The sequence below is a fragment of the Streptomyces sp. NPDC028910 genome (assembly GCF_055564955.1).
Genome location: NZ_JBVHVF010000027.1, coordinates 1 through 25,004, shown reverse-complemented (window position 1 = coordinate 25,004; position 25,004 = coordinate 1). Strand labels below are relative to the sequence as shown.

Below are 25,004 nucleotides of genomic sequence, written 5' to 3'. Positions count from 1 at the left end.
AGGCGGGACCGGCGGTCAGCCGACGTCCCGGGGCCGGAACTGGACGCTGATGCGGGGTCCCACGGCCCGCGCCGACTTGGGGACGGCGTGCTCCATGGTCCGCTGGCAGGACCCTCCCATGACGAGGAGGTCGCCGTGGCCCAGGGGCAGCCGCAGCAGGGTGGCACCGCCGGCGCGGGGGCGCAGGGCGAGATCGCGCGGGTCGCCGACGGAGAGGATGGCGACCATGGTGTCCTCGGTCGAGGAACGACCGGTCCGGTCTCCGTGCCAGGCCACGCTGTCACGGCCGTCGCGGTACAGGCACAGACCCGCGGTGGTGAAGGGCTCGCCGAGCTCGGCGGCGTAGTGCCGGGTCAGCGTCTCGCGGGCCTCGGTGAGCACGGGGTGCGGCAGGGTCTCGCCCGCTCCGTAGAAGGCGAGCAGCCGGGGCACCTCCACCTCGCGCTCGTACATCTGCCGCCGCTCGGCCCGCCAGGGCACGTCGGCCGCCAGCCGCTCGAAGAGCGCGTCGGCGCCGCTCAGCCAGCCGGGCAGGTGGTCGACCCAGGCCCCGGCGCCGAGCTCGGTCCGCCGCAGGGCCGCCAGCGGACCGAGCCGGATCTCGTCACCCTGATCGAAGAGGGAACCCTGAAGGCCTTGGACTGAGTGCATGCCTCCAGACTAGCCCCAGTAACCGAACACATGCACGAATATGTCGTCCGGTCGCTACGGTCATCCGCCCGCCTCGCACTCGGGCTCGGGCTCGGGCTCGGGCTCCGCGAGGTGAGCGCCGAGAACCTGCGCCGCTACCGTGACGGCGACGGAAACGGCGGCGACGAGGGCGATCGCGGCGCCGGGGGCCAGGTACTGGGCCAGGCCGCCGGCCATCGCGGCGCCGAGGCCCTGCCAGGTCAGCCGGCCGGCCGACTCGACTCCCTGGACCTGGCCGCGTACCGGGCCGGGGGTCAGCGCGAGGAGCTGCTCCTGCAGGGGCAGGGTGGCGGCGAAACCGGCACTGGCGAGGAAGACGGCGGCTGTCACGACCAGGACGGGCGGGTGGAAGGCGAACAGCAGGAAGGGGGCGGCGAGGAGCAGCCGCAGGGCGAACGCCTGACGGCGTCGTTGGTCGGCGGTGAGCAGCCGGCCGACGGCCAGGTCCCCCAGGAGCATGCCCGCCGATCCGGCGGCCAGGAAGGTCCCGGCATGGGCGGGGTCGTAGGAGATGAACAGGGCCTCGCAGCCGACGATCAGACCGTTCGGGACCCACAGGCCGAGCAGGATCAACCGGCGGCCGGGGTCGGAGAACAACTCGGCGTTCGTCGTCCAGGTCTGACGCAGTCCCGGGCGACGCGTGAGCCGGATCGAGCGTTCCCGGACGGTGGTCGCCACCACGGCCAGCCCGAGGGCGGTCAGGGCCGCGGCGACGAGGAAGACCCCGGGCGGGCTCAGGTACCCGAGCAGTACGGCGCCGAGGGCGTAGCCGAGGATCGCCGTGCCGCCCGAGGTGATGTTCATGAGCGAACGGGCTTGCGCGTAAGCGGTGTTCGGCACGACCTCGGCGAGGAGCCCCAGCCGGGTGCCGGTCCCGAGGGACTGGAAGAAGCCCAGCATCAGCAGCAGGCCGAACCGGGCTGCGAGCGGCAGTCCGGGGATCGCCTGGGCGGCGACACCCACCAGCGAGGCGGACTGGAGCAGCACGATGGTCCGGCGGGGGCGTTTCCCGTCCGCCACCGACATCAGTGTCAGCGCGCCGAGCACCGTCGCGAACGTGGCGCCGTACATGCTCACGGCCGTCAGGAACGGGGAACGCGTCTGGTGGTTGACCAGTGTGCCGAGTGCGAAGCCCGACAGGGTGCTCGCGGCGACGGTCACGGTGAAGCCGGCGTACAGGCCGGTGAACTCCCTGTTCCGGAGCAGGTCTCGGTAGCCGGTGGAGTGGACGGTGTGGTGAGGAGGCATGAAAAGCGGCATGAAAAAAGCCTCCGGACGCATGCACGGGGCACGCACGCCGAAGGCCAACGCGGTGATTCTAGCAGTCTTCCCGGCCGGTCATCGGCCGTTCGCCCACCCCGACGCGGGCCGCGACGGCAGCACCACAGCGTCCGTATGTGATCAGCGACTCAGGCTCTTGGCCGCAGGCCCGGCGCACGGTAGCGTCACGGCGACATTTCCATATAGCGACGACGGCGAGACGGAAGTCCGGTGTGAATCCGGCATGGTCGCGCCACTGTGTGCTGCGGTGACATCCCCAGGGGTGGCACTGCGGCGAGTCAGACCCGAGGACCGTCGTCCTGCACCACCGTATGGGACGCGTGTTCCCCGAGGAGGTTCCATCATGGCCGAGGCTGTCGCTTCCGCTGCCGTTTCCACCCCCGCCGGCTCCCTGCCGGCTCCGCTGCCCGTGCGCGCGGTCCTGCCCTGGGCGCTCTTCGTCGGTCTCCTGATGCTCGTCGCCCTCTACTTCGTCGGTGCCGAACAGGGCGCCACGGCCGTGTTCGCCGGCGAGGGAGTGCACGAGTGGGTCCACGACGGTCGTCATCTGCTCGGCTTCCCCTGCCACTGAGAGGCCACGCACATGTACGCCTCCACTGTCAGAGGTCTGCTGGTCCGCGGCATGCTCGCGGGCCTGATCGCGGGGCTGTTCGCCTTCGCCGTCGCCTACGCGGTGGGTGAGCCCCCGGTGCGGGGCTCCATCGCCGTGGAGGAGGCCCAGGCCGCGCAGGACGCCGCCAACGCCCCGAGCGGTCACGCCGGTCACTCCGGACACGGCGGTGACGCCGCGTCGGGCGCGGCCGCCGAGGAGGAGGAAGAGCTGGTCAGCCGACCGGTGCAGTCGACCGTCGGACTGGCCACCGGCGTCCTGGTCTACGGGGTCGCGCTGGGCGGCATCGCCTCGCTCGCGTTCTCGTTCGCCCTGGGCCGCGTGGGCGGGTTCAGCCCGCGGGCGACCGCGGCACTCACCGCGGCGGGCGCCTTCGCCACCGTCTACCTGGTGCCGTTCCTGAAGTACCCGGCCACCCCGCCGGCGGTCGGCAACCCGGACACGATCGGTCAGCGCACCACGCTGTTCTTCCTGATGATCCTGCTCAGCGTGCTGCTCGGGGTCGGCGCGATCATCCTCGGGCGACGGCTGGCACCGCGCCTGGGCAACTGGAACGCGACGCTGACGGCGAGCGCCGGCTTCGTCGTCGCCGTCGCCCTCGCGTTCGTGTTCCTTCCGGCGAACGACGACGCGGTCAAGCCCGGCTTCCCCGCCGCTCTGCTGTGGGAGTTCCGGATCGCCTCGCTGGCGGTCCAGTTCGTGCTGTGGGCGGTGTTCGCCGTCGTCTTCGGCGTCCTGGCGCAGCGGCTCCTGGCCGTGCGCGCCGACGGCGTGGAAGCGACGGCCCAGCAGAAGGCGCCCGCGCTCGGCTGATGGGCTGATGGGCTGATGCGCTGATGGGCTCGGCTGATGGGCTGATCGCACGCGCCACGTCTGGGTACGGGCCCCGCCAATCCCCTCACGGGGTGGCGGGGCCCGTGCACGGGCGCGCACTGGTGCACGCGTCGGACTCGGGCCGCCCTACGATGTGCGCATGACCCCAGGCGCGCATCCGGCAGGTGCACAGGTTTCGCAGGAGCGGGGTGACCGGCTGGAAGCCGCCGCGTCCGTCCTGGCCCTGCTCGCGGACCGCACCCGACTGGCGTTGATGGAGCGGCTCGGACAGGGCGAAGCGGATGTCACCACCCTCACCGAGGCGTGCGGGGCGGCCCGTCCTTCCGTCAGCCAGCACCTCGCCAAACTCCGCCTCGCCGGACTGGTCACCACCCGCAAGGACGGGCGCCGGGTCGTCTACGCCCTGCGCCACGGGCATCTGCGGCGGCTGGTGGACGAGGCCCTGAACGTCGCCGACCACCAGCTCGGCTCCCTCCCGCCGCACGACTGACCGTTCCCGCTCGGCTCCGGTCGGGCCGGGCCGGTGGGGGCCGACCCGGCCTCGATACGTGCACAGGTACGCACCTGATGGCTACGATGACGTGGTGTCATCGATCCGCCGACCGGGACGGGGACCGTGCTGTCCGTACTGCGCAACGGCACCTACCGCCGCCTGTTCACCGCCCAGGTCATCGCCCTGGTGGGAACTGGTCTGGCCACCGTCGCGCTGAGCCTGCTCGCCTACGACCTCGCGGGCGAGGACGCCTCGGCGGTCCTCGGCACCGCGCTGGCGATCAAGATGATCGCCTACGTCGCCATCGCCCCGCTGATCGGAGCGACCGCCGACCGGATTCCCCGCCGCACGCTCATGGCGGCGATGGACCTCACCCGCGCCGGCGTGGCGCTGGCCCTGCCGTTCGTCACCGAGGTCTGGCAGATCCACGTCCTGGTCTTCCTGCTCCAGGCGGCGTCGGCGGTCTTCACACCGACCTTCCAGGCCACCGTCCCCGACATCCTGCCCGCCGAACGCGACTACACCCGGGCCCTGTCGATGACCCGGCTCGCCTACGACCTGGAGAGCCTGTTCAGTCCGGCGCTGGCCGCGGCGCTGCTGACCCTGGTCTCCTACGACTGGCTGTTCGCCGGCACGACCGTCGGCTTCCTCGCCTCCGCCGCGCTCGTCGTCGCCACGGCGCTGCCCAAGCCGGCCCCCGTCGAGCGGACCGGTGGCGTCTACGCCAAGGCCGCTTTCGGCGCCCGCCTCTTCCGGGCCACTCCACGACTTCGGGCCCTGCTCGCACTCGACCTCGCCGTCGCGGCCGCCGGGGCCATCGTCTTCGTCAACACCGTCTCCCTGGTCCGCGGCCACTTCGACCGCCCGGCCGGCGCCGTCTCGCTCGCCCTCGGCGCGTACGGCGCCGGCTCCATGCTGAGCGCGCTCGTCCTGCCCCGCCTCCTGCGGCGCTCCACCGACCGTGCGGTGATGCTTACCGCCGCCTTCGCCCTCCCGCCGATCCTGACCGCCGTGGCGGCGCTCACCGCGACCACCCCGGGCGCCTGGTCGTGGCCCGCGCTCCTGGCGCTCTGGGCCGCGATCGGCGCCGCCTGCTCCGCCGTCCTGACTCCCGGGGGCCGCGTGATCCGCCGCTCCACCGGCGACGCGGACCTGCCCGCCGCCTTCGCCGCCCAGTTCTCCCTCTCCCACAGCTGCTGGCTGCTCACCTACCCGCTGGCCGGGTGGCTGGCCGCCGGGGCGGGCATGCCGGTGACCGCGGTGGCCCTGGGGGCCGTCGCTCTGAGCGCCACCGCGGCCGCGGCCGCGATCTGGCCCGCCCGTGACCCGTACCGGCTGGAACACCTGCACCCGGACCTGCCACCCGGTCACCCGCACCTCGCCGACGCCCGCCCGGACACGGGCGGTTGGCGGCACGGCCACCACTACGTCATCGACCAGCACCACCACCGCTGGCCGGAGAGGACCCCTTAGACCCTGTCCGGCGCGTCACTTGCACAGGGCCGTGTCGACGAGGGCCTGCACGTGGTCGCGGCTCTGCGGCACGAGCGCCTGGGCGGCGGTGACGGCGATCGCGGCGGCGCGGCCGTCATCGGTGACGCCGTTGCGCGTGGTGTAGCCGGGGATGTTGCCCCCGTGACCCCACATCAGGCCGCCGCAGCTCAGCGGCGTGCTGGTCACCCCCAGCCCGAAGCGGATGCCGTCCTCCATCCCGGCCTGGGCGGGGACCGCGACGGTGGTGCGCATCTGGGCGAGCTCGGCGGGCCGCAGGAGCTTGCCGCCGATCAGGGCGGAGAAGAAGCGGTTCAGGTCACCGGGGGTGGAGATCAGCTGCCCGGCGGCCCATCCCCAGGAGGGGTCCATCCGCGTGATGTCCTCCAGCGGCCCCCCGGGCTCCGCCGCGTGGTATCCCCTGGGGTGGGCTTCCCGGATGCGCTCGTCGCCCACGTCCGGGAAGTAGGTGTGGCGCAGTCCGGCGCGGTCGATGACCCGCTGCGTGATCTGCTCGGCCAGCGGACGGCCCGTGACCTTCTCGATGAGCAGCCCGGCGACGACGTAGTTGGTATTGCTGTACGACCAGCTGGTCCCGGGAGCGAAGAGCGCCTTGTGGGCCAGTGCCGTGTCGAGCAGCTCGCGGGGCTGGTAGTAGGTGTGGCGCCCGGCTGCGGTGCCGAAGACGGCGTCGACCATGAATTCGGTGTAGTTGGGCAGTCCGCTGGTGTGCTGGAGCAGTTGGCGGACGGTGATCTCGCGCCCGTCGATGCCCTCGCCGCGCACCAGGTGGGGCAGGTACCGCCCGATGGGGGCGTCGAGTTCGACCGTGCCCTCGCCGACCAGCTGGAGGACGACCGTGGCGGTGAACGTCTTGGTGTTGCTGCCCGCCCGCACCTGGCCGTCGACCGGCACCTTGGCCCCGGTCCGCAAGTCCCCCACGCCGGCGGTGTAGTTGCGGGTCCGCCCGTCACGGCCGACGGTGGCGGCCAGGGCGGCGGGATACCGGCCCTCGCGCACCAGCCGCTCCACGCCCTGCCGCACGACGTCAGCGGAACCGCCGGCCTGCGCAGCGGACGCGGATGCGGATGCGGATGCGGGGAGCGTGCTGCCCACGGCCAGGGCGGCGGCCAGCACGGCCACCATCGTGATACGAGAACGAACGGTCATGGGTATCCCTCCATGTGCACCCTGCCGGGTGCATCGGGCGGTTGACGTTCTTCTGAACGCATGCCCCGACCCTAGGAATCGGCCCTGGTCCGGCACATCGCTCGCAGGCACGAGGGCCCGGATCCCGCCCCACGCCCGCCACCGGTACCCACGTCCCAGGCCGAGCTCCGCCTCAGGGGTGACCGGGCTCCGGTCCCGAACTCCCTGGCAGATCGCGGGCGGGAACGATACGATCACCGCGATGACCACTCGTTCTGTTCACAGATTGGGGGTCCCGTCCACGCAAGGTGAGTGCTGATGCTCACCGAGACCGTGCACGGGGATTCCCGCCTTTCCTTCTGGCTGCGCGTACGTCAGTACGCCGTGCCACCGTCCATGATCGAGACTGCGACCGCCCGCCGTTCTGTCGGCGATTGGGCGGGGGCGTGCGCCGCCGCAGGCATCGACCTCGATCTCGATCTGCGTTCCGTGGCGCGTTCGCACGGCCACGACCTCGCGGCCCGGATCCGAGCCGACCTTCGCCATCTCGCTCCTGACCTGCTGCGCTGGCACATGCCACGCATCGCTCCCGACGGGCTGTTGCGCCCGGGGCTGACCATCGCTCTGGCCCGCTACGACGCCGCGGTCCGTGACGACGTGGCCCCGGTGTACCTCGTGGTCCGGACCGCGCCCGCTTGGGCGGATGCCGGTCAGCGGATGAGCCTCGCGCTGTGGGACGGATCCCGCCCCGAGACCGGCGCCTGCCGTCATCCGCGTCCCCGTCCCGACCGGCGGTTCCGCCTGGACCTGCACCGCCACCTGTGGGACGCCCGCAGGACCGGCGAACTGCGGGTCCGGTCCGGTGCCGATCGGCCGCCGGCCGACGACCTCCCCGCGCCGGACCCGGAGCTACGGGGGATGGTTCCGCAAGGGCACCGCTGTGCCGTGGACCGGTGGGCTGCTGAGGCGGAGATCCTGTTCCACGCCGAGGGACGGCCCCCCGGTACCTTCACCGTGCGGTTCGGGGCCCGGCGGCAGCTGGTCCTGGACCTGCTCGCGGACCCGGCCGGCCTCGGGCGTCCCGCCGTGCGGGTCGCGGCGCCGGCCGACGCCGGCGCCTCCCCACTGCCGGTCCTGCCCGACGCGGCGACCCGGGTGCTCCCCGACCTGGAACTGCTCCGCGCCGGTTCGATCGAGGTCGATCAGCTGCACCCGCTGGTCGCCTCCGCGCTGGTGCCGGGGCGTACCCCGGCCGGTCCGGCCACGATCGCGGACCGGGCGGGAGAACCCCGCCTCGTGGAGTGCCGGGGGGCTCGGCACCGGATCGGCCTGGTCAACGGCGTTCTGGCGCCGCTGGATCACGACCCGGCCGAGATCCGCCGGGAGGAACTGCTGGTCGCGCTGACCGGTGCTCCGCTTCCCTGCCTGCAGGCCATCGACGCGGCGCACCGCCACCCGGACTGCCTCCCCGGCGTCCGCGAACGCCTGGACCACGGCGACACCACAGGTGCGCTGGCCGTCGTCGAGGGCCTGCTGGGCCCCGACGCAACTCTGCGCGCCGGCGCGCTGCGGGACGAGCTGGAGGCGGCCGCGCTGCGGCGGATCACCTACGGGCTGTTCCGGGCGGGTCTCGCCGGACCCGGACCCGGCCGCATCGCCCCAGGAGCCGTCCGCCCCCGGCAGCACCGCCCCCGCCCGCGCCTGGCGAGCTCCCGCTGACCCCGGGGACTGCGTCCCCGCGCCCCACGCGACGTTCCTTTTCACGTTCTCCTCACGAACCCACAGGTGATCACACATGCCCGCACACACCCCGTTCGCAGCCACCGGCACCCCCTGCGACCCGCCCCCGCCCGCCGCTTCCCAGCTGGACCTCGCCGGCGACTTGCTCGCCCTGCTGCGCGACACCACCACCGAACTGCGTCCCGACACCCAACTGGAGGCCCTCACCCTGGCGGTGGCCGCCGACCTTCCCGTGCTCCTGTGGGGTGAGCCGGGCATCGGCAAGACCGCGGCCCTGACCCAGCTCGCCGCGGCCCTGGACCTTCCCCTGACCACGGTGATCGCCAGCGTGCACGAGCCGTCCGACTTCTCCGGTCTGCCCGTCGTCGGAGACGACCCCGCGGAGCAGGGCGTCCCCATGGCCCCGCCGGACTGGGCCGTACGACTGGTGCGGGCCGGGCGGGGGCTGCTGTTCCTGGACGAACTGTCCACCGCGCCGCCCGCCGTCCAGGCCGCCCTGCTCCGCCTCGTACTCGAACGGCGGATCGGCGCCCTGCGACTGCCGCCCGGAGTGCGCATCGTGGCTGCCGCCAATCCGCGGTCCTCGGCGGCGGACGGCTGGGAGCTGAGCCCGCCGCTGGCCAACCGGTTCGTCCACCTCCAGTGGACCCATGACCACGGGGTCGTGGTGCGCGGGCTCGGCGGGACGTGGCCCCGGGCGACTCTGCCGCGCCTCGACGCGCAGGCGTTGCCGGCGGCCGTGGACTTCGCCCGCCGTGCGGTGTGCGGGTTCCTCACCGCCCGCCCCACGCTCGTGCACCAGCTGCCGAGCAGCGAAACCCGCCGGGGCGGCCCCTGGCCGTCGCCCCGCAGCTGGGACATGACCCTGTGCCTGATCGCCTTCGCGACCGCGGCCGGCTCCTCCCGGGAAGTACTGTCCTTGCTGGTCAGGGGCACCGTAGGGGACGGCCCGGGGCTGGAGTTGCTGGCCGGGCTGGACCGGATGGACCTCCCGGACCCGGAGGTGCTGCTCGCCGACCCGGCCGGTGCCGAACTGCCAGAGCGGGGAGATCTGCGCCAGGCCGTGCTCGACGCGGTGGTGGCGGCGGTCCGCGAGCGCCCGGACGAGTCCCGCTGGGACGCGGCGTGGAAACTCCTGGTCCGGGCCCTGGAGACGGGGGCTCCGGACCTGGTGGTCGTCCCCGCCACCACGCTCGCCTCGCTGCGCCAGGAGGACTGGGACGTTCCGGCGTCGATCGAACGGCTCGCCGGAGTGGTGACCCTGTCCCGGCGCGCGGACCGGGCGGCGGAGCAGGCGGCGGCCCGGGCCGCGGTCCCGGCGGGGGCGGGGGCGGGCCGGTGAACCCGTACGCACCGGGGGCACTGGACCTCGACAAACTCTTCGCCGCCCGGCTGCACGCCGCCCGTGTCCGGCCCTATCTGGCGACGGCGCTGTTCGCCCTGCACACCGTGGAGTCACGGCGGGTACCGACGATGGCCGTCGACCGGCACTGGCGGTGCTACGTCTCGCCGGCGTTCGTGGACCGGACGCCGGCGGAGGAACTGGCCGGGGTCTGGGTGCACGAGGTGTCGCACCTGCTCCGCGACCATCACGGGCGCGGGGACCGGGTCGCACGGGAACGCGGGCTGACCGGTCCGGGGGAACGGCTGCGGATGAACATCGCCGCCGACTGCGAGATCAACGACGACGCGTTCGGCGACGGGCTGACCTGCCCCGAAGGCGCTGTGGTGCCCCAGTCCCTGGGCTTGTCCCCGGGGCAGCTCATGGAGGACTACCTGCACCAGTTCCGGCTCGGGGCGCATACGGAGCGCATGGCCTGGCTGGACTGCGGCAGCGGCGCCGACGGGCTGGAACGGGATTGGGACCTCGGACCGGACGGTGCCCACGGCCTCAGTGCGCAGGAACGGGACGCGGTCCGGTTCCGGGTGGCGCAGGGGATCACCGGCCGTCCGGGGAGGGCCTCGAAAGGCTGGCAGCGGTGGGCGGAGGAGGCGTTCCACCCGCCGCAGCCCTGGCGGGAATTGCTGGGGGCGGCGGTCCGCTCGGCGACCTCCGGTTCGGGCGCGGGCGAGGACTACAGCTACGGCCGGCCCTCGCGGCGCTCGGCCGGGATGCCCGGCGTCGTTCTGCCGAGCCTGCGCCGCAGGCCGCCCCGGGTCTGCGTGGTCATCGACACGTCCGGGTCGGTCAGTGACGCCGAACTGGGCAGCGCGCTCCTCGAGGTCGCCGCGATCTCCCGGGCCGTGGGCGGCCGTCGCGACCTGATCTCCGTGGTGCCGTGCGACGCGGCGGCCCGGATCGTGCACCCGCTGTGCCGGGGGGAGGGCATCCCGCTGCTGGGCGGCGGGGGTACGGACCTGCGCACGGGCTTCGCCAAGGCGCTCCGAACGGGGCCCCGGCCGGACGTCATCGTGGTCCTAACCGACGGCCAGACGTCCTGGCCGGACACGCGACCGCCGTGCCGGACGGTGGTGGGTCTCTTCCCCCGGGACCGGACGGGCCGGTGGGACGAGGGCGATCCCGACTACGTGCCGGACGCGCCGCCCGAGTGGGCGCGCGTGGTGGTCATCGGGTCCGCTCCCGCTGCCCAATGATCCCGGCCCGCGCCGCGGGCTGGGCCGCCCGCGGAAATGGGGATGCCGCGCCGGCCGTCACCGTGCAGGATTCTGCGTCATGGACGACAAGATGGAGGCCCGGCTGGACGAGGCCGCGGGCTCGGGTGCACTGGTCCGCCTACGCCGGTCGATCCCGGGCGCGGAGCGGCTCGAGGGGTTCGTCGTCGGCAGGGGCGCCGAGTGGACCCTGATGGCGGTGTGCACGGACATCCAGCTGGACGGCTGGTCGGCGGTGCGCACGGCGGACATCACGAAGGTCCGCCCACGCGGTGACGAAACCTGTCTGACCATCAGGGCCCTGCGGCAGCAGGGTCAGTGGCCCGTCGCGGCTCCCGGCCCGGCGGCTTCGCTGGACGGCCTGCCGGCGTTGGCGGACGCGGCCTCGCGTGGATTCGGCCTGGTCTCCCTGTACGAGGAGCGCCGGGTCCCGGACGCCTGCTGGATCGGGGAAGTGACCGAGCTGCGCCCCCGTTCGCTGCGGATCCGCGAGGTCGACACGGATGCGCGGTGGCGCGCCACGGTGACCAAGTTCCGCTTCAAGGAGGTCACCCGGGTGGACTTCGGCGGCCGGTACGAGCGGACCCTCCGGGACTTCGCCGGCCCGCCTCACCGGCCATGAGGTCCCGGTGACGACCGTGCCGCCGCAGGAGCCCCCGGTGCGGCCGTACGGGGAGATGACCCATACCGAGCGGATGACGGTGCGGTTCCACCTCGCGTGCCTGGCCGCCTTGCTCCCGTACCACCAGCGCCCCGCAGCCCTGGACGCCTGGCTCGGCGTCGACCCCGGCCTCTTCTTCGCGGGCTTCGACCCGCCCGCCCCCGTCACCGATGCCGTCCTGCACCTGGGCAGCAGCCGGCTATGGGCCGCCCTCGCGCGCGCCGTCGGCAACAGTGACATCCAGCTGGCCCTGTCCGTCATGGACCACCCCGCGATCGACGCCGCACTGCGGGACAACCACCGGCTGGCGTACGGGACGGCATGCGTGCTGCGCGTACGCGACCCGCGCGCCACCGCGACGGGCCGGCGGCCCGCCTCGGGCGCCGACTGCCGCGCACGGCAGCGGAGTTGCTGCGTTCGCGTGCGGACTGCCCGCCCGAGGTCGCCGTGGTCCTGCGGACCGGCCGGCCGCCCCGCCCGGGCCGTCCGCTGCCACCGCCCGCACCCGCACCCGCGGTATCGCGGCCGTACCGGCCCACTCGCGCCCCCTGGGTGCCCGAGTGGCAACCGCCCGGCGACACGGGCCCGTTCGGGGACAGCGCCGACGCGGCGCGTCGCGCGCTACGGACCCTGCCCGTCGCGTACGACGCCCGCACCGACCCGGCCGCCGCCACCCTCGCCCACCTCGGCGCCGTCATCGAGCGCGGACAGCTGCCCGCCTCCGAGGCCGTCCCGCTCGTGCGGCCCGCGAGCGTGCCGACCTCCTGGGTCGGCCAGGCCTGACCCGCGCGGCGGACGTGACAGAGCCCGGCCGGGTAGGTACAAACTCCGGCCGGGCTCTGCGTGCGTGGGGAGGGCGCGTTGGTCAGTCGGTGCGCGGGTCCTGCTCGCGCATCGGGTCGTCCTCGCGGCGCCGGGGCTTCTCCTCACGGCCCGGCTGGCGGGTGGGCCGGCTGGGCTGGGGGTGTACCGGATCCTGGCCGGGGCGCTGGCGCTCCTGCTCCTCTCGGCCCTTGCCCGGCTCCTGGCGCTTGTTCTGTGTACCGCCCATGACGGCGACTCCTCCTGGTACGGGGATGGGACTGCTCCCCTGTCACGCTGACACCCTCGGTGATGTCCCGCAGCATTTCGGCTACGTATCGTGGCGTTCGGGTGACATCGGGGGCGGCCGGGCGCGCCGGAAGGCCACGCCCGAGGACCGCGGCTACCTGTCGCCGCCGGGCGGGCTCACCTACCGTCGGGCCCTGGGGGGCTCTGGAGGGCCCCGATCGTGGACCTGCCTGCTGACCGCCCCTGAGGAGACATCCGTGAAGATGCTGATCAACAGTCCGCAGACCGTGGTCGCCGACGCCCTGCGGGGCATCGCGGCCGCCCATCCCGAGCTGGACGTCGATGTGGAGCGGCGGGTCGTCGTACGGCGGGACGCGCGGGCCGGGGGGCGGGTCGGGTTGGTGTCCGGGGGCGGGTCCGGGCACGAGCCGCTGCACGCAGGGTTCGTGGGGTACGGGATGCTGTCCGCCGCGTGTCCCGGTGAGGTGTTCACCTCACCGGTGCCCGACCAGATGGTGTGGGCCGCGGGGGCCGTGGACTCCGGTCAGGGGGTGCTGTTCGTCGTCAAGAACTACACCGGTGACGTGCTGAACTTCGAGATGGCCGCCGAGCTCGCCGAGGAGGACGGCCTGCGGATCGAGCGCGTACTGGTCGACGACGACGTCGCGGTGACCGACAGCCTGTTCACCGCCGGGCGGCGCGGAACCGGGGCCACCCTCTTCGTCGAGAAGATCGCCGGGGCGGCCGCCGAGGAGGGGGCGCCGCTGGACCGGGTCGCCGCGATCGCCCGGCAGGTCAACGGGTCCTCGCGGAGCTTCGGGGTGGCGCTGAGTGCCTGCACCACGCCCGCGAAGGGCAGTCCGACCTTCGATCTGCCGGAGGGGGAGCTGGAGTTGGGCATCGGGATCCATGGCGAACCGGGCCGGGAACGGCGCGCGATGATGCCGGCGCGGGAGATCGCGGAGCTGGCGGTGGGCGCCGTACTGGAGGAGCTGGCGCAGGCGGGTCCGGCCGACGGGCCCGTGCTGGCCCTGGTCAACGGGATGGGGGCGACGCCGCTGCTGGAGCTGTACGGGTTCCACGCGGAGGTGGCACGGGTGCTGGGCGCGCGGGGCGTGCCGGTGGCGCGGGCGCTGGTGGGGAACTACGTCACGTCGCTGGACATGGCGGGGTGTTCGGTGACCCTGTGCCGGGCCGACGAGGAACTGCTGCGGCTGTGGGACGCGCCCGTACGGACCGCCGCACTGCGTTGGGGCTGCTGAACGTGCTGACCGTATGGTGTCGGTGGGACCGGCCAGGCTCATGCGAGGCGAGGAGATCCGGTGCGTGACGCAGACTTCTTCCGGCGCTGGATGGCGGTCGCCGCGGCCGCGGTGGAGCGCGAGGCGGACCGGCTGACCGAGCTCGACTCCCCCATCGGGGACGCCGACCACGGGAGCAATCTGCTACGGGGTTTCACGGCGGTGCTGGCGACGCAGGAGTCGCAGGCCCCGACGGTACCGGGTGAGGTGCTCCAGCTGGCCGGGCGGACGCTGATCTCGACGGTCGGCGGGGCGTCGGGGCCGCTGTACGGGACGTTGCTGCGGCGCACCGGCAAGGCGCTCGGGGAGGCGGCCGAAGTCTCCGACACGGAGCTGCGCGAGGCCTTGTACGCGGGGGTGGCGGCGGTGGCGCAACTGGGCGGGGCGGCGCCGGGTGACAAGACGATGCTGGACGCGCTGGTGCCCGGGGTGACCGCGCTGAGCACGTCGTACCGGGCGGCCGCGGACGCGGCGGAGCACGGGGCGCTGGCGACGGTGCCGATGCAGGCCCGCAAGGGGCGGGCCAGCTATCTGGGCGAGCGGAGCATCGGGCACCAGGATCCGGGCGCGACCTCGTCGGCGTTGTTGCTGAGGGCGCTGGCGGACGTGGCGGAGCTGGCGGAGGGCGCGCTGTGACGGGGCGGCCGGGCTCCGCTGACGGACCCCACGCTGACTCCGGCCCTGGCATCGAGCCGGGCATGGTGGGCATCGTGCTCGTGTCGCACAGTGCGCTGGTCGCGGAGTCGGTGGCGGAGCTGGCGCGGGGCCTGGCGGCGGGAGGTCCCCTGGCTCTGATGGCCCCGGTGGCCGCGGCGGGCGGAACGGCCGCCGGCGGGCTCGGCACGAGCGCGGAGCGGATCGTCGCGGCCGCGCGGGAAGTGGACCGGGGCGCCGGGGTCGCCCTGCTGGCCGATCTGGGGAGCTCGGTGCTGACCGTGAAGGCACTGCTGCTGGAGGACGAACTGCCGCCGGGGTCCCGGCTGGTGGACGCGCCGTTCTTGGAGGGCGCGGTGGCGGCGGTGGTGGCCGCTTCCGTGGGAGTCCCCTTGGACGCGGTCGCATCGGCCGCCGCCGAGGCCTACGCGTACCGAAAGACCTGACCGAACGCCCGCAAGCAGGCCCCGAAGCACCTGCGCCCCAAGCCCTGCGGGCCGCACCCAGCGCCTGACGCCCAGGGCCAGGCCCCGAGCCTGGCCTCGGGGCACCGGCCGGGCCCCGGGCCCAGAGCCACGGCTCGGGGACGGCCGGGGCAACGCCCGGGGCCGCTGACGGCCAAGTGCCGGGGGCTGAAGGCCAGGGCCGGGCGGGCCTGGGCTCGGGTACGGCCGGGGGCAACGCCGGGCAACACCCCGGGCCACGGCCCGGGGACGGCCGGGGGCAACACCCCGGCCACGGCTCGGGGACGGCCGGGGCAACGCCCCGGCCACGGCTCGGGGACGGCCGGGGCAACACCCCGCGCCTGGGCTCGAGGACGCCCAGGGGCCGGGCCCCGGACCTCGACTCGCGGGCGGCCGGGCCCCGCGCCGCGACTTGGGGGGCGGCCGGGAGCCGGGCCCCGCGCCTGGGCACCGGGGCGGCCCGGGGAGACGCCCCGGCCTCCACTCCAGGCGGCCGAGGCCAACCCCCGGGCCTCGACTTGGGGGTGGTCGGGGGCCGGACCCCGGGACTGGGCTCGGGGGGCGGCCGGGGCAACGCGCCAGGCCTCGACTCCGGGCGGCCGAGGCTAACCCCCGGGTCTCGCCGGGGGCCGGGCCCCGGGCCTGGGCGCCGGGTCGGCCCGGGCAACGCCCCGGGCCTCGACTTGGGGGCCGGCCGGGGGCCGTGGCAACGCCCTCGACTTGAGCTCGGCCTGGGGCCGGACCGCGGGCCTGGGCTCGGGGCGGCCGGGTTAACGCCCCGGGCCCTGGATCGGGGCGGGGGCAGCGCCCCGGTACGGCCTCGGTAGTACCAGCGGCGGGGGCCTTCGCGGTGAGGGCGGAGTCACGCCGGGCCCGCACCGCAGGGCCAGTGGCAGACGCCCCCACCGCCGCAGCCCGAGCCGGAGGCTACTGGCGGCCGCGGAGGGATTCGATCTCGCGGCGTTCGCGCTTCGTCGGCCGGCCCGCGCCGCGGTCGCGGATGCCGACGACGGCGGCCTCCACGGGGGTCGGCGGCGGCGGACTGTTGTCGATCAGGCACTCCGCGGCGACCGGGGCGCCCACCCGCTTCGATACGGGCCGCTTGACCACCACGATCCGCTCGCGCCCCGCGTGGAAGAGCCGTACCTCGTCACCGGCACGCACCAGCTGCGCCGGCTTGGCGCGCTCCCCGTTGACCTTCACATGGCCCGCCCGGCAGGCGGTCGCCGCGATCGAGCGGGTCTTGGTCAGGCGCACGGACCAGATCCACGCATCGACCCGCACCGTGCCCGTTTCCGTTCCCGATACCTCATCAGCCATGCACCGACTCTAGCGAGCCGGGTCCGGCAGAACGGAATGAGTTTTGGCGGATGCGCCAACAGCTACGGCATCTGCCATGGAGATCATCCAAAGATGATTGCAAATGCGCCACAGGACCCCCTACCTTGTCGCACATGCAGTCCTACACCATCGGCCAGGCGGCACGTCTGCTGGGCGTCAGCCCGGACACCGCGCGCCGCTGGGCCGACGCCGGCCGGGTCGTGACCCATCGCGACGAGGGCGGCCGACGCCTGATCAACGGCCGTGACCTGGCCGCCTTCTCCGTCGAGGTGGCCCGGGGAGCCCACACCGAGGACGACGGGGAGCCGTACACCTCGGCGCGCAACGCCTTTCCCGGCATCGTCACGGCCGTCGAGCTCGGCGACGTGGCCGCCCGGGTCGAGATCCAGGCGGGTCCCCACCGCCTGGTCTCCCTGCTCACCCGTGAGGCCGTCGAGGAGCTCGGGCTGGAGGTGGGCATGCGGGCCACCGCCCGCGTGAAGTCCTCCAGCGTGCACGTCGACCGCGGCTGAACCGGAGGGGCCCCGCCCGCCGTCCGCCCGTGATCCTCCGCAGCAGCCGCTCCGCACCACCGAACGTCCCCGCCCGCTCCGCCCGTCAACGGCGCGGGTCACCACCGCGCGGATCCGGCTCCCGGCCGGCCGCCGACCCGAGCGAGGAGCATGCCCGTGTCCCCGACCCCCGCCCCGGCCCCAACCCCGACCGGTCGCCGTGCCGCTACCGCTGCCACGACTGCCGCGCTGGCCGCCGTCCTGCTCGTGCCGCTGACCGCCTGCGGCACCGGCGGCGAGAAGCCCGTCGCCGGCCCCTCCGACGGCTCCGCCTCGGCCGCGAACCTCACCGTGCTCGCCGCCTCATCTCTCAGCGACGTCTTCAAGGCGGCGGGTGCGGCGTACGAGAAGGCCCACCCCGGGACGAGGATCACCTTCTCCTTCGCCGGTTCCCAGGAGCTCGCGGCGCAGGTCAAGCAAGGGGCCCCGGCCGACGCGCTGGTCACCGCCGACACCAGGACCATGGACGGGCTGAAGACCGAGACCGGCGACGCCACGGTCATCGCCAGGAACCGCCTCGTCATCGCCGCCGGCAAGGGCAACCCCTTCAAGGTCGACGAGCTCAAGGACCTCGCCGACACCAGGATCAAGGTCGTGCTCGCCGCGCCCGAGGTCCCGGTCGGCCGCTACAGCAGGCAGATCCTCGACGCCCAGAAGATCGACGTGAAGCCGGTCTCCCAGGAACCCAACGTCCGTGCCGTCCTGGGCAAGGTCGAGATGGGCGAGGCCGACGCCGGCCTCGTCTACAAGACCGACTCCGCCAAGTCCGGTGACAAGGTCGTCACGGTGGACATCCCGGACGACCAGAACGCCGTGGCCTCCTACCCGGCCGCCACGCTGAAGCAGTCCAAGAACGCCGGCGCCGCGTCCGCGTTCGTGGCGTGGCTGAGCACCCCGGAGGCGCAGAAGATCCTCCAGGACGCGGGCTTCCAGAAGCCCTGAGCGCCGACGGCGTCCGGACGCAGTCACCTACGCTTCCCCCGCAGCCACCGCCCCACCAGCCAGGAACCCCGATGAGCAGACTCCGCACCCGCACCCGGCCCCCGCTGACCCTGGCACTCCCCGCGCTGCTCGCCGTCGCGTTCCTGCTGCTGCCACTGATCGGCGTTCTTGCCCACACGCGGTGGGCCGAGCTCGGCACCCACCTCGGCAGCCCCGGCGTCGTCCAGGCCCTGCGGCTCTCGCTCCTGGTGTCCCTGTGGGCCCTCGGGCTCTCCATCCTCCTCGGCGTACCGCTCGCCTGGATTCTGGCCCGTGTCCCGTTCAAGGGGAAGGCCCTGGTCCGCTCCCTCGTGCTGCTCCCGATGGTGCTGCCGCCGACCGTCGGCGGTGTCGCCCTGCTCCTCGGCTTCGGGCGGCGCGGGCTGCTCGGGCCCTGGCTGGAGGACACCTTCGGGATCACCCTGCCGTTCCACACCTCGGGCGCCGTCGTCGCGGCCACTTTCGTGGCCATGCCGTTCCTGGTCATCAGCCTGGAGGGAGCCCTCGGCGGCCTCAAGCAGAGCTACGAGGAGACCGCCGCCTCGCTCGGGGCCTCGCCGGTCCGCGTCTTCTTCACGGTGACCCTGCCCATGGTGGCCCCCGGCCTGATCGCCGGCGCCGCGCTCACCTGGGCCCGGGCGCTGGGCGAGTTCGGCGCGACCATCACCTTCGCCGGCAACCTGCCCGGCACCACCCAGACCCTGCCGCTCCAGGTGTACCTGCTGCTCCAGGACCGGCCGGAGGCCGCCACCTCCGTCTCGCTGCTGCTCCTGGCGATGGCCATGGCCGTACTGATCGCCCTGCGCGGCCGCTGGACGGGCGCCCCGGTCGCCCGCGAGGCCGCCGGTGTGCCGCCGCTCCCCGAGGAGACGCCCGGACCCGCCACCGAACCCCGCGCCGGATCCGGGGCCGGGGCCGGGGCCGGGGCCGGGGCCGGGACTGGAGCCGAGGTCGGCCACTGGCCCCTGCACGCCACCGTCACCGGCTTCAACCGGCTCACCCTCGACGCCGAACCCGGCACCACCATCGCCGTCGTCGGCGAGAACGGCGCCGGCAAGACCACGCTGCTGCGCGCCCTGCTCGGCCTGACCCCGCGCGCCCACGCCGAGCTGCGGCTCGGCGACGCGGACGTCACCGCGCTGCCCCCGCACAAGCGGCAGGTGGCCTGGGTCCCGCAGGACGGCGCGCTGTTCCCCCACCTGAGCGCCCTGGCCAACACCGCGTACGGGCTGCGCGCCCGCCGGGTGCCGCGCGCCGACGCCCGCCGCGAGGCGCAGGCCTGGCTGGACCGGCTCGGCGTCGGACACCTCGCCCACCGCAAGCCGGCCCAACTCTCCGGCGGCCAGGCGCAGCGGGTCGCCCTGGCCCGCGCCCTGGCCGCGCGCCCCCGGCTGCTGCTGCTGGACGAGCCGCTCGCCGCCCTCGACCAGACCACCCGGGCGCACGTCCGCCACACCCTGCGCACGCATCTCGCCGGCTTCGGCGGGGTCTGCCTCATCGTCACCCACGATCCCGTCGAGGCGGTGTCGCTGGCCGATCGGGTCCTCGTACTCGCCGACGGCCGGGCCCTCCAGGACGCGCCGCCGACCGAGGTGACCCGGCACCCGCGTTCCCCGTGGGTGGCCCGCATGCTCGGGCGCAACGCCTGGCCGGGCGTCGCGTCGGGGGACGGGCTCGCCCTCTCGGCAGGCGGCCGGCTGGTGGTCGCCGAGGCGCTGCCCGAAGGGACGCAGGCACTGGCGATCATCGCCCCGGAGGCGGTGTCGGTGCACCGGGACCGCCCGAGCGGCAGCCCGCGCAACGTCTGGCCGGGCACGGTACGGGAGATCACTGCGGTCGGCAGCCGGCTGCGCGTGCTGGTCGCGTCGGCCGGCGCACCCGACCTGGTCGCGGAGATCACGCCGGAAGCGGCCGCCGAACTGGGCATCGTCGACGGCGCGCAGGTGTGGACCAGTGTGAAGGCCACTGAGGTCACGCTGGTCGGCCTGTAGGTACTGCCGCCGACCGCGGATATCAGACGTCAGACGGCCGACGGCCGGTCGTTCGTCGCCGGATGGCCGGACGGACGGGCGATGGCGGAGGGCTCGATCGCCGAGAAGGCGGCTTCCGGGCGCCGCGCCCGACCACGCGGGCCAGGACCTGGGCGACCAACAGGTCGCGCGGATCGTGAGCCGCTCGCCACCTCACCCCGAGGCCACGCTGACCGAGCCGGCCGTAGTGGCCCGACCGCTCGGCGACCTCCCGGCCACCTACGTCAAGTGCCTGCTCGGCGGCCGCGAGCCGAGCGCGGACGTGGCGAAGCTGCTGACCGGCGGTTCATGGCAGCTGCCGCCGCCCGCCTCCTTGGGGGCACCCGCGGCCCGACCCCTATCCGGCCATCCCGGCCATCCCGGCCATCCCGGCTATCCGGCCTGTTCCGGGGCGACCAGGGCGAACTCGCACCACACGCACTTCCCGCTGCCCCGGGGCTCCACGCCCCACCCGTCCGCGAGCCGGTCCACCAGCATCAGGCCGCGCCCCGACACCGCCCAGTCCCCCGCCTCGCGCGGCCTCGGCAGGGCGCTGCTTGAGTCCTCGACCTCGATCCGGATCCGCCCCTGCCCCGTGAGCCGCATGCTGACGTCGCCGCCGCCGTCCGTGTGGACCAGGGCGTTGGTCATCAGCTCGTCCGCCGCCAGTTCGATCTCGTCGGCCCGGTCCCGGGCTCCCCAGGCGGCAACCGCCGCCCGGATCAGGTGGCGGGCCTGCGCCGGGGCCTCCGCGTCCCCCGGCTCCAGCCGGTGGCGCAGCGGACCGCCGCCCCGCGCGGTGGGCGTGCCGCGTCGGCGCAGGACGAGCAGGGCCATGTCGTCCCCGCCGCCCGAGTCCCCGACCAGGTCGCACAGCACGTCGGCGAGTTCCTCCACGTCCACCGGGCCGCTGTGCACCGCCGCCATGAGCTCCCGCATACCGGTGTCGTGGTCCGCGCCGGGGCGTTCGATCAGGCCGTCCGTGCACAGCACCAGGGTGTCCCCGGGGTGCAGTTCGATGCTGGTGACGGGGTAGCCGGAGCCGGTGCCGCACTGTTCGCGGGGCGGCAGCCCGAGCGGCAGCCCGCCGGCCACCTGGATCCGGTGGCAGCTGCCGTCGCCGCGCCGCACGACCGGGTCGAGGTGGCCGGCGCGGACCATCCGGAGCATCCCGCTGGTGAGGTCCACCTCGGCGTACGTGCACGTCGCGAACCGTTCCGTCTCCAGTTCGCGCAGGAAGACCGAGGCACGCGCCATCGCCGCGCCGGGGGTGTGCCCCTCGACGATGTACGCGCGCAGCACGATGCGCAGCTGCCCCATGACGGCGGCCGCGTCCGTGTCGTGCCCCTCGACGTCGCCGATCATCACTCCGACCCGCCCCTCGCCGAGCGGTATCACGTCGTACCAGTCGCCGCCGACGTCCTGCCCCATCCGGGCGGAGCGGTAGCGTACGGCGATCCGCGCGCCCGGCACCTCCGGGATGCGGCGGGGCAGCATGGCCCGCTGGAGTCCCTCGGCCAGGTCGTGCTCCTGCTCGAAGAGGATGGCGCGCTGGAGGCCCTGGGCGACGCCGCTGCCGAGCGCCATCAGCAGGTTGCGCTCCTCAGCGGTGAAATCACCGTCCCGCTTGTAGAGGAGCCCCAGCGCCCCGACGGGCCGTCCCTGGGCGATCAGCGGCAGGTAGACCCCGCTGCGGACGGACAGCGGCTCGATGTACGGCCACAGCTGCGGGTAGCGCCGCTGGAACTCCTCCCGTGACACGAGGAAGACCGGCTGCATGGTGCGTACCGCCTCGCTCATCGGCAGCTGCGCGTCGATCCGCGTGTACTCGATCTCGGGTACGTACGAGCCGAGCTGCCCCTCCGCCACCAGGTGGATGCGGCCGCCGTCGACGACGCCCAGCATCACGCTGACCGCGCCGAGATGACCGAGCGCCTGGGGGTCCTTGAGGACGTCGGTCACGTCGTTGACGGTGCGGGCGTGGGCGAGGATGGCGGTGGTCCGCTCGACGACGCCGGTCATCCGGCGGCGTCCCTCGGCCTGCTCCCCGGCGGCGCCGGGCTCGCCGGGGTCGTGGGCGGCGTCGCGCAGGATCCCGATGACGCGGTACGGGCGCCCGCCCGGGTCGCGCAGGATGTGCCCCTGGATGTGGGTCCAGGCCGGCGACCCGTCCCGGTGGCGGCTGCGGACGTAGGCCCCGTAGTGGCTCCGGCCCTCCTTGATCGCCTGCGCGACCCGGGCGTCGAGCCGGGCCTCCTCGCCGGGCGCGAGGCGCGGCCGGAGCCCGTCGGGGGTCCCGGTGTACTCGTCCGGGCGCAGCTCAAGGACCTCGAGGGCGGTGGGATCCAGATGCATCCGCCCGCTGTCGAGGTCCCAGTCGAAAGTGCCCATGCGGTTGAGCGCGAGGCTCGTATCGGGCCGCGCGGGCCAGTCGACGTCGGGGGTCTGTCCCCTACGGGCCATGCAGCCAGGGTCTCACTCTCCCCTGTCGGTGTCCCCGCGAGCCGGTCGGCCGCCCCGGTTCCCCTTCTCGCCGGGATCCGCTCCGCACCCGCACGCGCGCGTCCGCCGGGCCGGGCCCCCTCCCCCGTGCTCCGGCCGGCGGAACGGCTGAGACGTGACGGTCCCTAACGGCCGGGCCCGGGGGTGTCCGGACCGCCGGCGTCGTGGACCAACAGGGCGATCTGAACCCGGTTGTTGAGGTCGAGCCGGGTCAGGATCCGTGACACGTGGGTCTTCACCGTGGGCAGTGCCAGGTGGAGTTCCCGCGCGATCTCCGCGTTGGACAGACCCCGCCCGACCGCGAGCGCCACCTCCCGCTCCCGCTCGGCCAGCAGCGCCAGCCGGGCGCGGGCGGCGGCCGCCCGGGTGTCCTGGCCGGAGCCGCCCGCCACCTGGTCGATGAGCCGGCGGGTGACGGCCGGGGAGAGCACCGGGTCCCCGGCGGCCACCGTCCGGATGGCCGCCACGATCTCCTGCGGCGGGGTGTCCTTGAGGAGGAATCCGGCCGCCCCGGCGCGCAGCGCCCGCAGGACGTGTCCGTCGGTGTGGAAGGTGGTCAGGACGAGCACTTCGGGAGCTCCCGGCCGCGCCCGGAGTGCCTCGGTGGCGGCCAGCCCGTCGACACCGGGCATCCGGATGTCCATCAGCACCAGGTCGGGCCCGTGTGCGGCGACCAGCCCGGGCACCTGCGCCCCGTCGACCGCCTCGGCGACCAGCTCGATGTCCGGGGCGCCGCCCAGCATCAGACGCAGCCCGGCCCGGACGATCGCGTCGTCGTCGACCAGCAGTACGCGGATCACCTGCGCCTCATTCCTCTTCCTTCGTTCGTTCGATCAGGTCTGCCAGGGTAGCCAGGCGTGCACCCGGAACCCGCCCTCGGCGGGGAGCGCCGTCAGTTCCCCGCCCGCCAGCCGGGCGCGTTCCGCCAGCCCGATCAGCCCCTGTCCGCCGCCCTCGCTCATTCCCGCGACCGAGGCCCGAGCCGAGGCCGGGTCCGAGACCGGGTCCGATTGCGCGGCCGGGGCCGGGTCCGCGGCCGATCCGGGCGGCCTGGCGTTGCGGACCTCCACCGTCAGGCCGTTGCCCGGGCCCCCGGCCACCCGCACGTCGACGGCCGCGCCGGGCGCGTGCTTGCGTACGTTGGTCAGCGCCTCCTGAACGATCCGGTACGCCGTACGCCCCACCAGCGGCGGCGGCGCGGCCCCTTCGGGCGGCCCCTCCAGCTCGATCCGTCCGCCCGCGTCCCGCGCCTCCGCCACCAGCCGGGCCAGGTCCGCGAGTTCCGGCTGCGGCCGCTCACCCTCAGCCGGCCCCGACCCCGGTCCCGACCCTGACCGCAGTACGCCGATCACCTCGCGCAGGTCGTGCAGCGCCAGGTGGGCGCTCTCCCGTATGACCCCGGCGGCCCGCTCGATCTCCGCTCGCGGGGCGCCCGGGTTGAACTCCAGGGCGCCCGCGTGCACGCTCAGCAGCGACAGTCGGTGCCCGAGCACGTCGTGCATCTCGCGGGCGATCTCCTCCCGGGCCTCCATCCGGGCCCGCTCGGCCCGTGACTCCGCGTCTGCCTCGGCCAGTTCGGCGCGCTCCCGCAGTGAGGCGATCAGCTGCCGGCGGGACCGCCTGAACAGCCCCCAGCCGATGGCCCCGGCGATCAGGGCGAAGTACGTCACCGCCGAACCAGCCCGGTCCTCGGGCAGTTCCGGCAGCTGCCACAGGAAGACGGGCAGCGGGGCGAAGGCCAGCGCCGCCACCCATCCCGTGACCCGCCACGGCCGGGTCGCGGCCACCGTGAACACCGCCACCATCGCCGGGCCGGTCATGTAGTGCGCCAGGCCGCCGGCCAGGAGCAGCACCACGGCCAGCGGAACGGGCCAGCGCCGCCGCAGCAGTACCGCGGCGCACCCCAGCCCGCCGGCCACCTGGTCGGCGGCCCGCCACCCCGGGCTGAGTTCCCCGGCCCCCGGGACGGCCTGCCAGCTGACGGCGGCGAAACACGCCGCGAACAGGAACAACCCCAGGTCGGCGGCCCAGTCCCGGCGGGTGCGGTAGATACGGCGCATGTCCCGGAAATCTACGCGGGCCACGCGCGGCCGGGGCATCCGGCCCGCGCATCACATACTTAAGTACGACGCCCGGCCGCCCTCTGGCCGATCCGGCGCCGGCGCCGCCCGCCTAACGTCGGATCATGACTTCCACCACCCCGAAATCCCCGCTGGCGGCCGTCTCGGGCCTGCTCTGCTTCGTGCTCGTCGTCGGCGGCGCGAGCGGACTCCTGCACGAATGGCTGGGCTGGATCCACTTCATGGGCTTCGTCCGCTTCCTCGCACCCGACGGCTACGAGGTCTACAGCTACGTCGTCATGATCGCCCTCGGCCTCGCGGTGGGCGCGGCCGGTGACGCGCGCGCCCGGCGCGGTAACGCCTGAGCTCCCGGCCGCGGGGGGTCCCCGGGGGGGGGGGGGGGGGGGGGGGGGGGGGTGGGGGGGGGGGTGGGTGGGGGGGGGGGGGGGGGGTGGGGGGGGGGGGAGGGGGGGGGGGGGGTGGGTTGGGGGGGGGGGGGGGTGTGCGGTGGGGGGGTTGGGGGCACCCC

General features: G+C 74.4%; 24 protein-coding genes. 16 read left to right on the top strand and 8 right to left on the bottom strand.

What is annotated here, in order from left to right; translation table 11 throughout:
- Positions 1-15: 15 nt before the first annotated feature.
- On the bottom strand, positions 16-651 hold the full coding sequence (locus ACZ4TV_RS27095; protein ID WP_468137590.1) for an alpha-ketoglutarate-dependent dioxygenase AlkB: 636 nt from the start codon (positions 649-651) through the stop codon (positions 16-18).
- 60 nt (positions 652-711) lie between these two features.
- Positions 712-1,938 carry an MFS transporter gene (locus tag ACZ4TV_RS27090; protein WP_468137589.1) on the bottom strand — a complete coding sequence of 409 codons (1,227 nt, stop codon included), beginning with the start codon at positions 1,936-1,938 and terminating at the stop codon, positions 712-714.
- A 376-nt stretch (positions 1,939-2,314) separates the two neighbouring features.
- Here ACZ4TV_RS27090 and ACZ4TV_RS27085 point away from each other — a divergent pair, with 376 nt between their 5' ends.
- The 4 genes from ACZ4TV_RS27085 (at position 2,315) to ACZ4TV_RS27070 (ending at position 5,381) form a co-directional block, all read left to right on the top strand.
- Positions 2,315-2,542 carry a CbtB domain-containing protein gene (locus ACZ4TV_RS27085; protein WP_468137588.1) on the top strand — a complete coding sequence of 76 codons (228 nt, stop codon included), beginning with the start codon at positions 2,315-2,317 and terminating at the stop codon, positions 2,540-2,542.
- Between the two features lie 12 nt (positions 2,543-2,554).
- Positions 2,555-3,394 carry a CbtA family protein gene (locus tag ACZ4TV_RS27080; protein ID WP_468137586.1) on the top strand — a complete coding sequence of 280 codons (840 nt, stop codon included), beginning with the start codon at positions 2,555-2,557 and terminating at the stop codon, positions 3,392-3,394.
- 160 nt (positions 3,395-3,554) lie between these two features.
- Positions 3,555-3,905: an ArsR/SmtB family transcription factor gene (locus ACZ4TV_RS27075; protein ID WP_468137585.1), complete on the top strand. Its 351-nt coding sequence runs from the start codon at positions 3,555-3,557 to the stop codon at positions 3,903-3,905.
- 126 nt (positions 3,906-4,031) lie between these two features.
- Positions 4,032-5,381: an MFS transporter gene (locus ACZ4TV_RS27070; protein WP_468137584.1), complete on the top strand. Its 1,350-nt coding sequence runs from the start codon at positions 4,032-4,034 to the stop codon at positions 5,379-5,381.
- 15 nt (positions 5,382-5,396) lie between these two features.
- Here ACZ4TV_RS27070 and ACZ4TV_RS27065 read toward each other — a convergent pair whose 3' ends face one another.
- A complete protein-coding gene (locus ACZ4TV_RS27065) occupies positions 5,397-6,569 on the bottom strand; it encodes a serine hydrolase domain-containing protein (protein ID WP_468137583.1) in 1,173 nt (390 codons plus the stop codon).
- Between the two features lie 297 nt (positions 6,570-6,866).
- Here ACZ4TV_RS27065 and ACZ4TV_RS27060 point away from each other — a divergent pair, with 297 nt between their 5' ends.
- The 5 genes from ACZ4TV_RS27060 (at position 6,867) to ACZ4TV_RS27040 (ending at position 12,345) form a co-directional block, all read left to right on the top strand.
- The gene (locus tag ACZ4TV_RS27060) at positions 6,867-8,267 is read left to right on the top strand and encodes a hypothetical protein (protein WP_468137582.1); all 1,401 of its coding nucleotides are present in this window, start codon (positions 6,867-6,869) and stop codon (positions 8,265-8,267) included.
- Between the two features lie 76 nt (positions 8,268-8,343).
- On the top strand, positions 8,344-9,630 hold the full coding sequence (locus ACZ4TV_RS27055) for an AAA family ATPase (RefSeq protein WP_468137581.1): 1,287 nt from the start codon (positions 8,344-8,346) through the stop codon (positions 9,628-9,630).
- On the top strand, positions 9,627-10,883 hold the full coding sequence (locus ACZ4TV_RS27050; RefSeq protein WP_468137580.1) for a vWA domain-containing protein: 1,257 nt from the start codon (positions 9,627-9,629) through the stop codon (positions 10,881-10,883). Before ACZ4TV_RS27055 ends, ACZ4TV_RS27050 begins: the two co-directional genes overlap by 4 nt.
- 79 nt (positions 10,884-10,962) lie before the next feature.
- The gene (locus ACZ4TV_RS27045; RefSeq protein ID WP_468137579.1) at positions 10,963-11,523 is read left to right on the top strand and encodes a hypothetical protein; all 561 of its coding nucleotides are present in this window, start codon (positions 10,963-10,965) and stop codon (positions 11,521-11,523) included.
- Between the two features lie 360 nt (positions 11,524-11,883).
- Positions 11,884-12,345, top strand: a complete 462-nt coding sequence (locus ACZ4TV_RS27040; RefSeq protein WP_468137578.1) for a hypothetical protein — start codon at positions 11,884-11,886, stop codon at positions 12,343-12,345.
- An 82-nt stretch (positions 12,346-12,427) separates the two neighbouring features.
- On the opposite strand, the gene ACZ4TV_RS27035 is transcribed toward ACZ4TV_RS27040, so the two are convergent.
- A complete protein-coding gene (locus tag ACZ4TV_RS27035) occupies positions 12,428-12,613 on the bottom strand; it encodes a hypothetical protein (RefSeq protein WP_468137576.1) in 186 nt (61 codons plus the stop codon).
- A gap of 256 nt (positions 12,614-12,869) precedes the next feature.
- Here ACZ4TV_RS27035 and dhaK point away from each other — a divergent pair, with 256 nt between their 5' ends.
- From dhaK to ACZ4TV_RS27020, 3 genes are all read left to right on the top strand, one after another.
- The gene (dhaK, locus tag ACZ4TV_RS27030; protein ID WP_468137575.1) at positions 12,870-13,874 is read left to right on the top strand and encodes a dihydroxyacetone kinase subunit DhaK; all 1,005 of its coding nucleotides are present in this window, start codon (positions 12,870-12,872) and stop codon (positions 13,872-13,874) included.
- 60 nt (positions 13,875-13,934) lie between these two features.
- The gene (dhaL, locus tag ACZ4TV_RS27025; RefSeq protein ID WP_468137574.1) at positions 13,935-14,549 is read left to right on the top strand and encodes a dihydroxyacetone kinase subunit DhaL; all 615 of its coding nucleotides are present in this window, start codon (positions 13,935-13,937) and stop codon (positions 14,547-14,549) included.
- Positions 14,550-14,611: 62 nt separating this feature from the next.
- Positions 14,612-15,013 (top strand): PTS-dependent dihydroxyacetone kinase phosphotransferase subunit DhaM, encoded by a 402-nt coding sequence (locus tag ACZ4TV_RS27020; protein ID WP_468137573.1) that lies wholly within the window; start codon positions 14,612-14,614, stop codon positions 15,011-15,013.
- Positions 15,014-15,958: 945 nt separating this feature from the next.
- Here ACZ4TV_RS27020 and ACZ4TV_RS27015 read toward each other — a convergent pair.
- Positions 15,959-16,351 carry an RNA-binding S4 domain-containing protein gene (locus ACZ4TV_RS27015; RefSeq protein WP_468137572.1) on the bottom strand — a complete coding sequence of 131 codons (393 nt, stop codon included), beginning with the start codon at positions 16,349-16,351 and terminating at the stop codon, positions 15,959-15,961.
- Between the two features lie 125 nt (positions 16,352-16,476).
- Here ACZ4TV_RS27015 and ACZ4TV_RS27010 point away from each other — a divergent pair, with 125 nt between their 5' ends.
- The 3 genes from ACZ4TV_RS27010 (at position 16,477) to ACZ4TV_RS27000 (ending at position 19,895) form a co-directional block, all read left to right on the top strand.
- A complete protein-coding gene (locus ACZ4TV_RS27010) occupies positions 16,477-16,884 on the top strand; it encodes a TOBE domain-containing protein (RefSeq protein ID WP_468137571.1) in 408 nt (135 codons plus the stop codon).
- Between the two features lie 156 nt (positions 16,885-17,040).
- On the top strand, positions 17,041-17,865 hold the full coding sequence (gene modA, locus ACZ4TV_RS27005; protein ID WP_468137570.1) for a molybdate ABC transporter substrate-binding protein: 825 nt from the start codon (positions 17,041-17,043) through the stop codon (positions 17,863-17,865).
- Positions 17,866-17,936: 71 nt separating this feature from the next.
- Positions 17,937-19,895 carry an ABC transporter permease gene (locus tag ACZ4TV_RS27000; RefSeq protein ID WP_468137569.1) on the top strand — a complete coding sequence of 653 codons (1,959 nt, stop codon included), beginning with the start codon at positions 17,937-17,939 and terminating at the stop codon, positions 19,893-19,895.
- A 411-nt stretch (positions 19,896-20,306) separates the two neighbouring features.
- Here ACZ4TV_RS27000 and ACZ4TV_RS26995 read toward each other — a convergent pair whose 3' ends face one another.
- From ACZ4TV_RS26995 to ACZ4TV_RS26985, 3 genes are all read right to left on the bottom strand, one after another.
- Complete coding sequence (locus tag ACZ4TV_RS26995) at positions 20,307-22,376, bottom strand: SpoIIE family protein phosphatase (protein ID WP_468137567.1); 2,070 nt, start codon at positions 22,374-22,376, stop codon at positions 20,307-20,309.
- Between the two features lie 164 nt (positions 22,377-22,540).
- Positions 22,541-23,215, bottom strand: coding sequence for a response regulator transcription factor (locus ACZ4TV_RS26990; protein ID WP_468137566.1), 675 nt, complete (start codon positions 23,213-23,215; stop codon positions 22,541-22,543).
- A 33-nt stretch (positions 23,216-23,248) separates the two neighbouring features.
- A complete protein-coding gene (locus tag ACZ4TV_RS26985) occupies positions 23,249-24,475 on the bottom strand; it encodes a sensor histidine kinase (protein WP_468137565.1) in 1,227 nt (408 codons plus the stop codon).
- Positions 24,476-24,600: 125 nt separating this feature from the next.
- Between ACZ4TV_RS26985 and ACZ4TV_RS26980 the strand changes: the two genes are divergently transcribed.
- A complete protein-coding gene (locus ACZ4TV_RS26980) occupies positions 24,601-24,840 on the top strand; it encodes a hypothetical protein (RefSeq protein ID WP_468137564.1) in 240 nt (79 codons plus the stop codon).
- Positions 24,841-25,004: the final 164 nt, after the last annotated feature.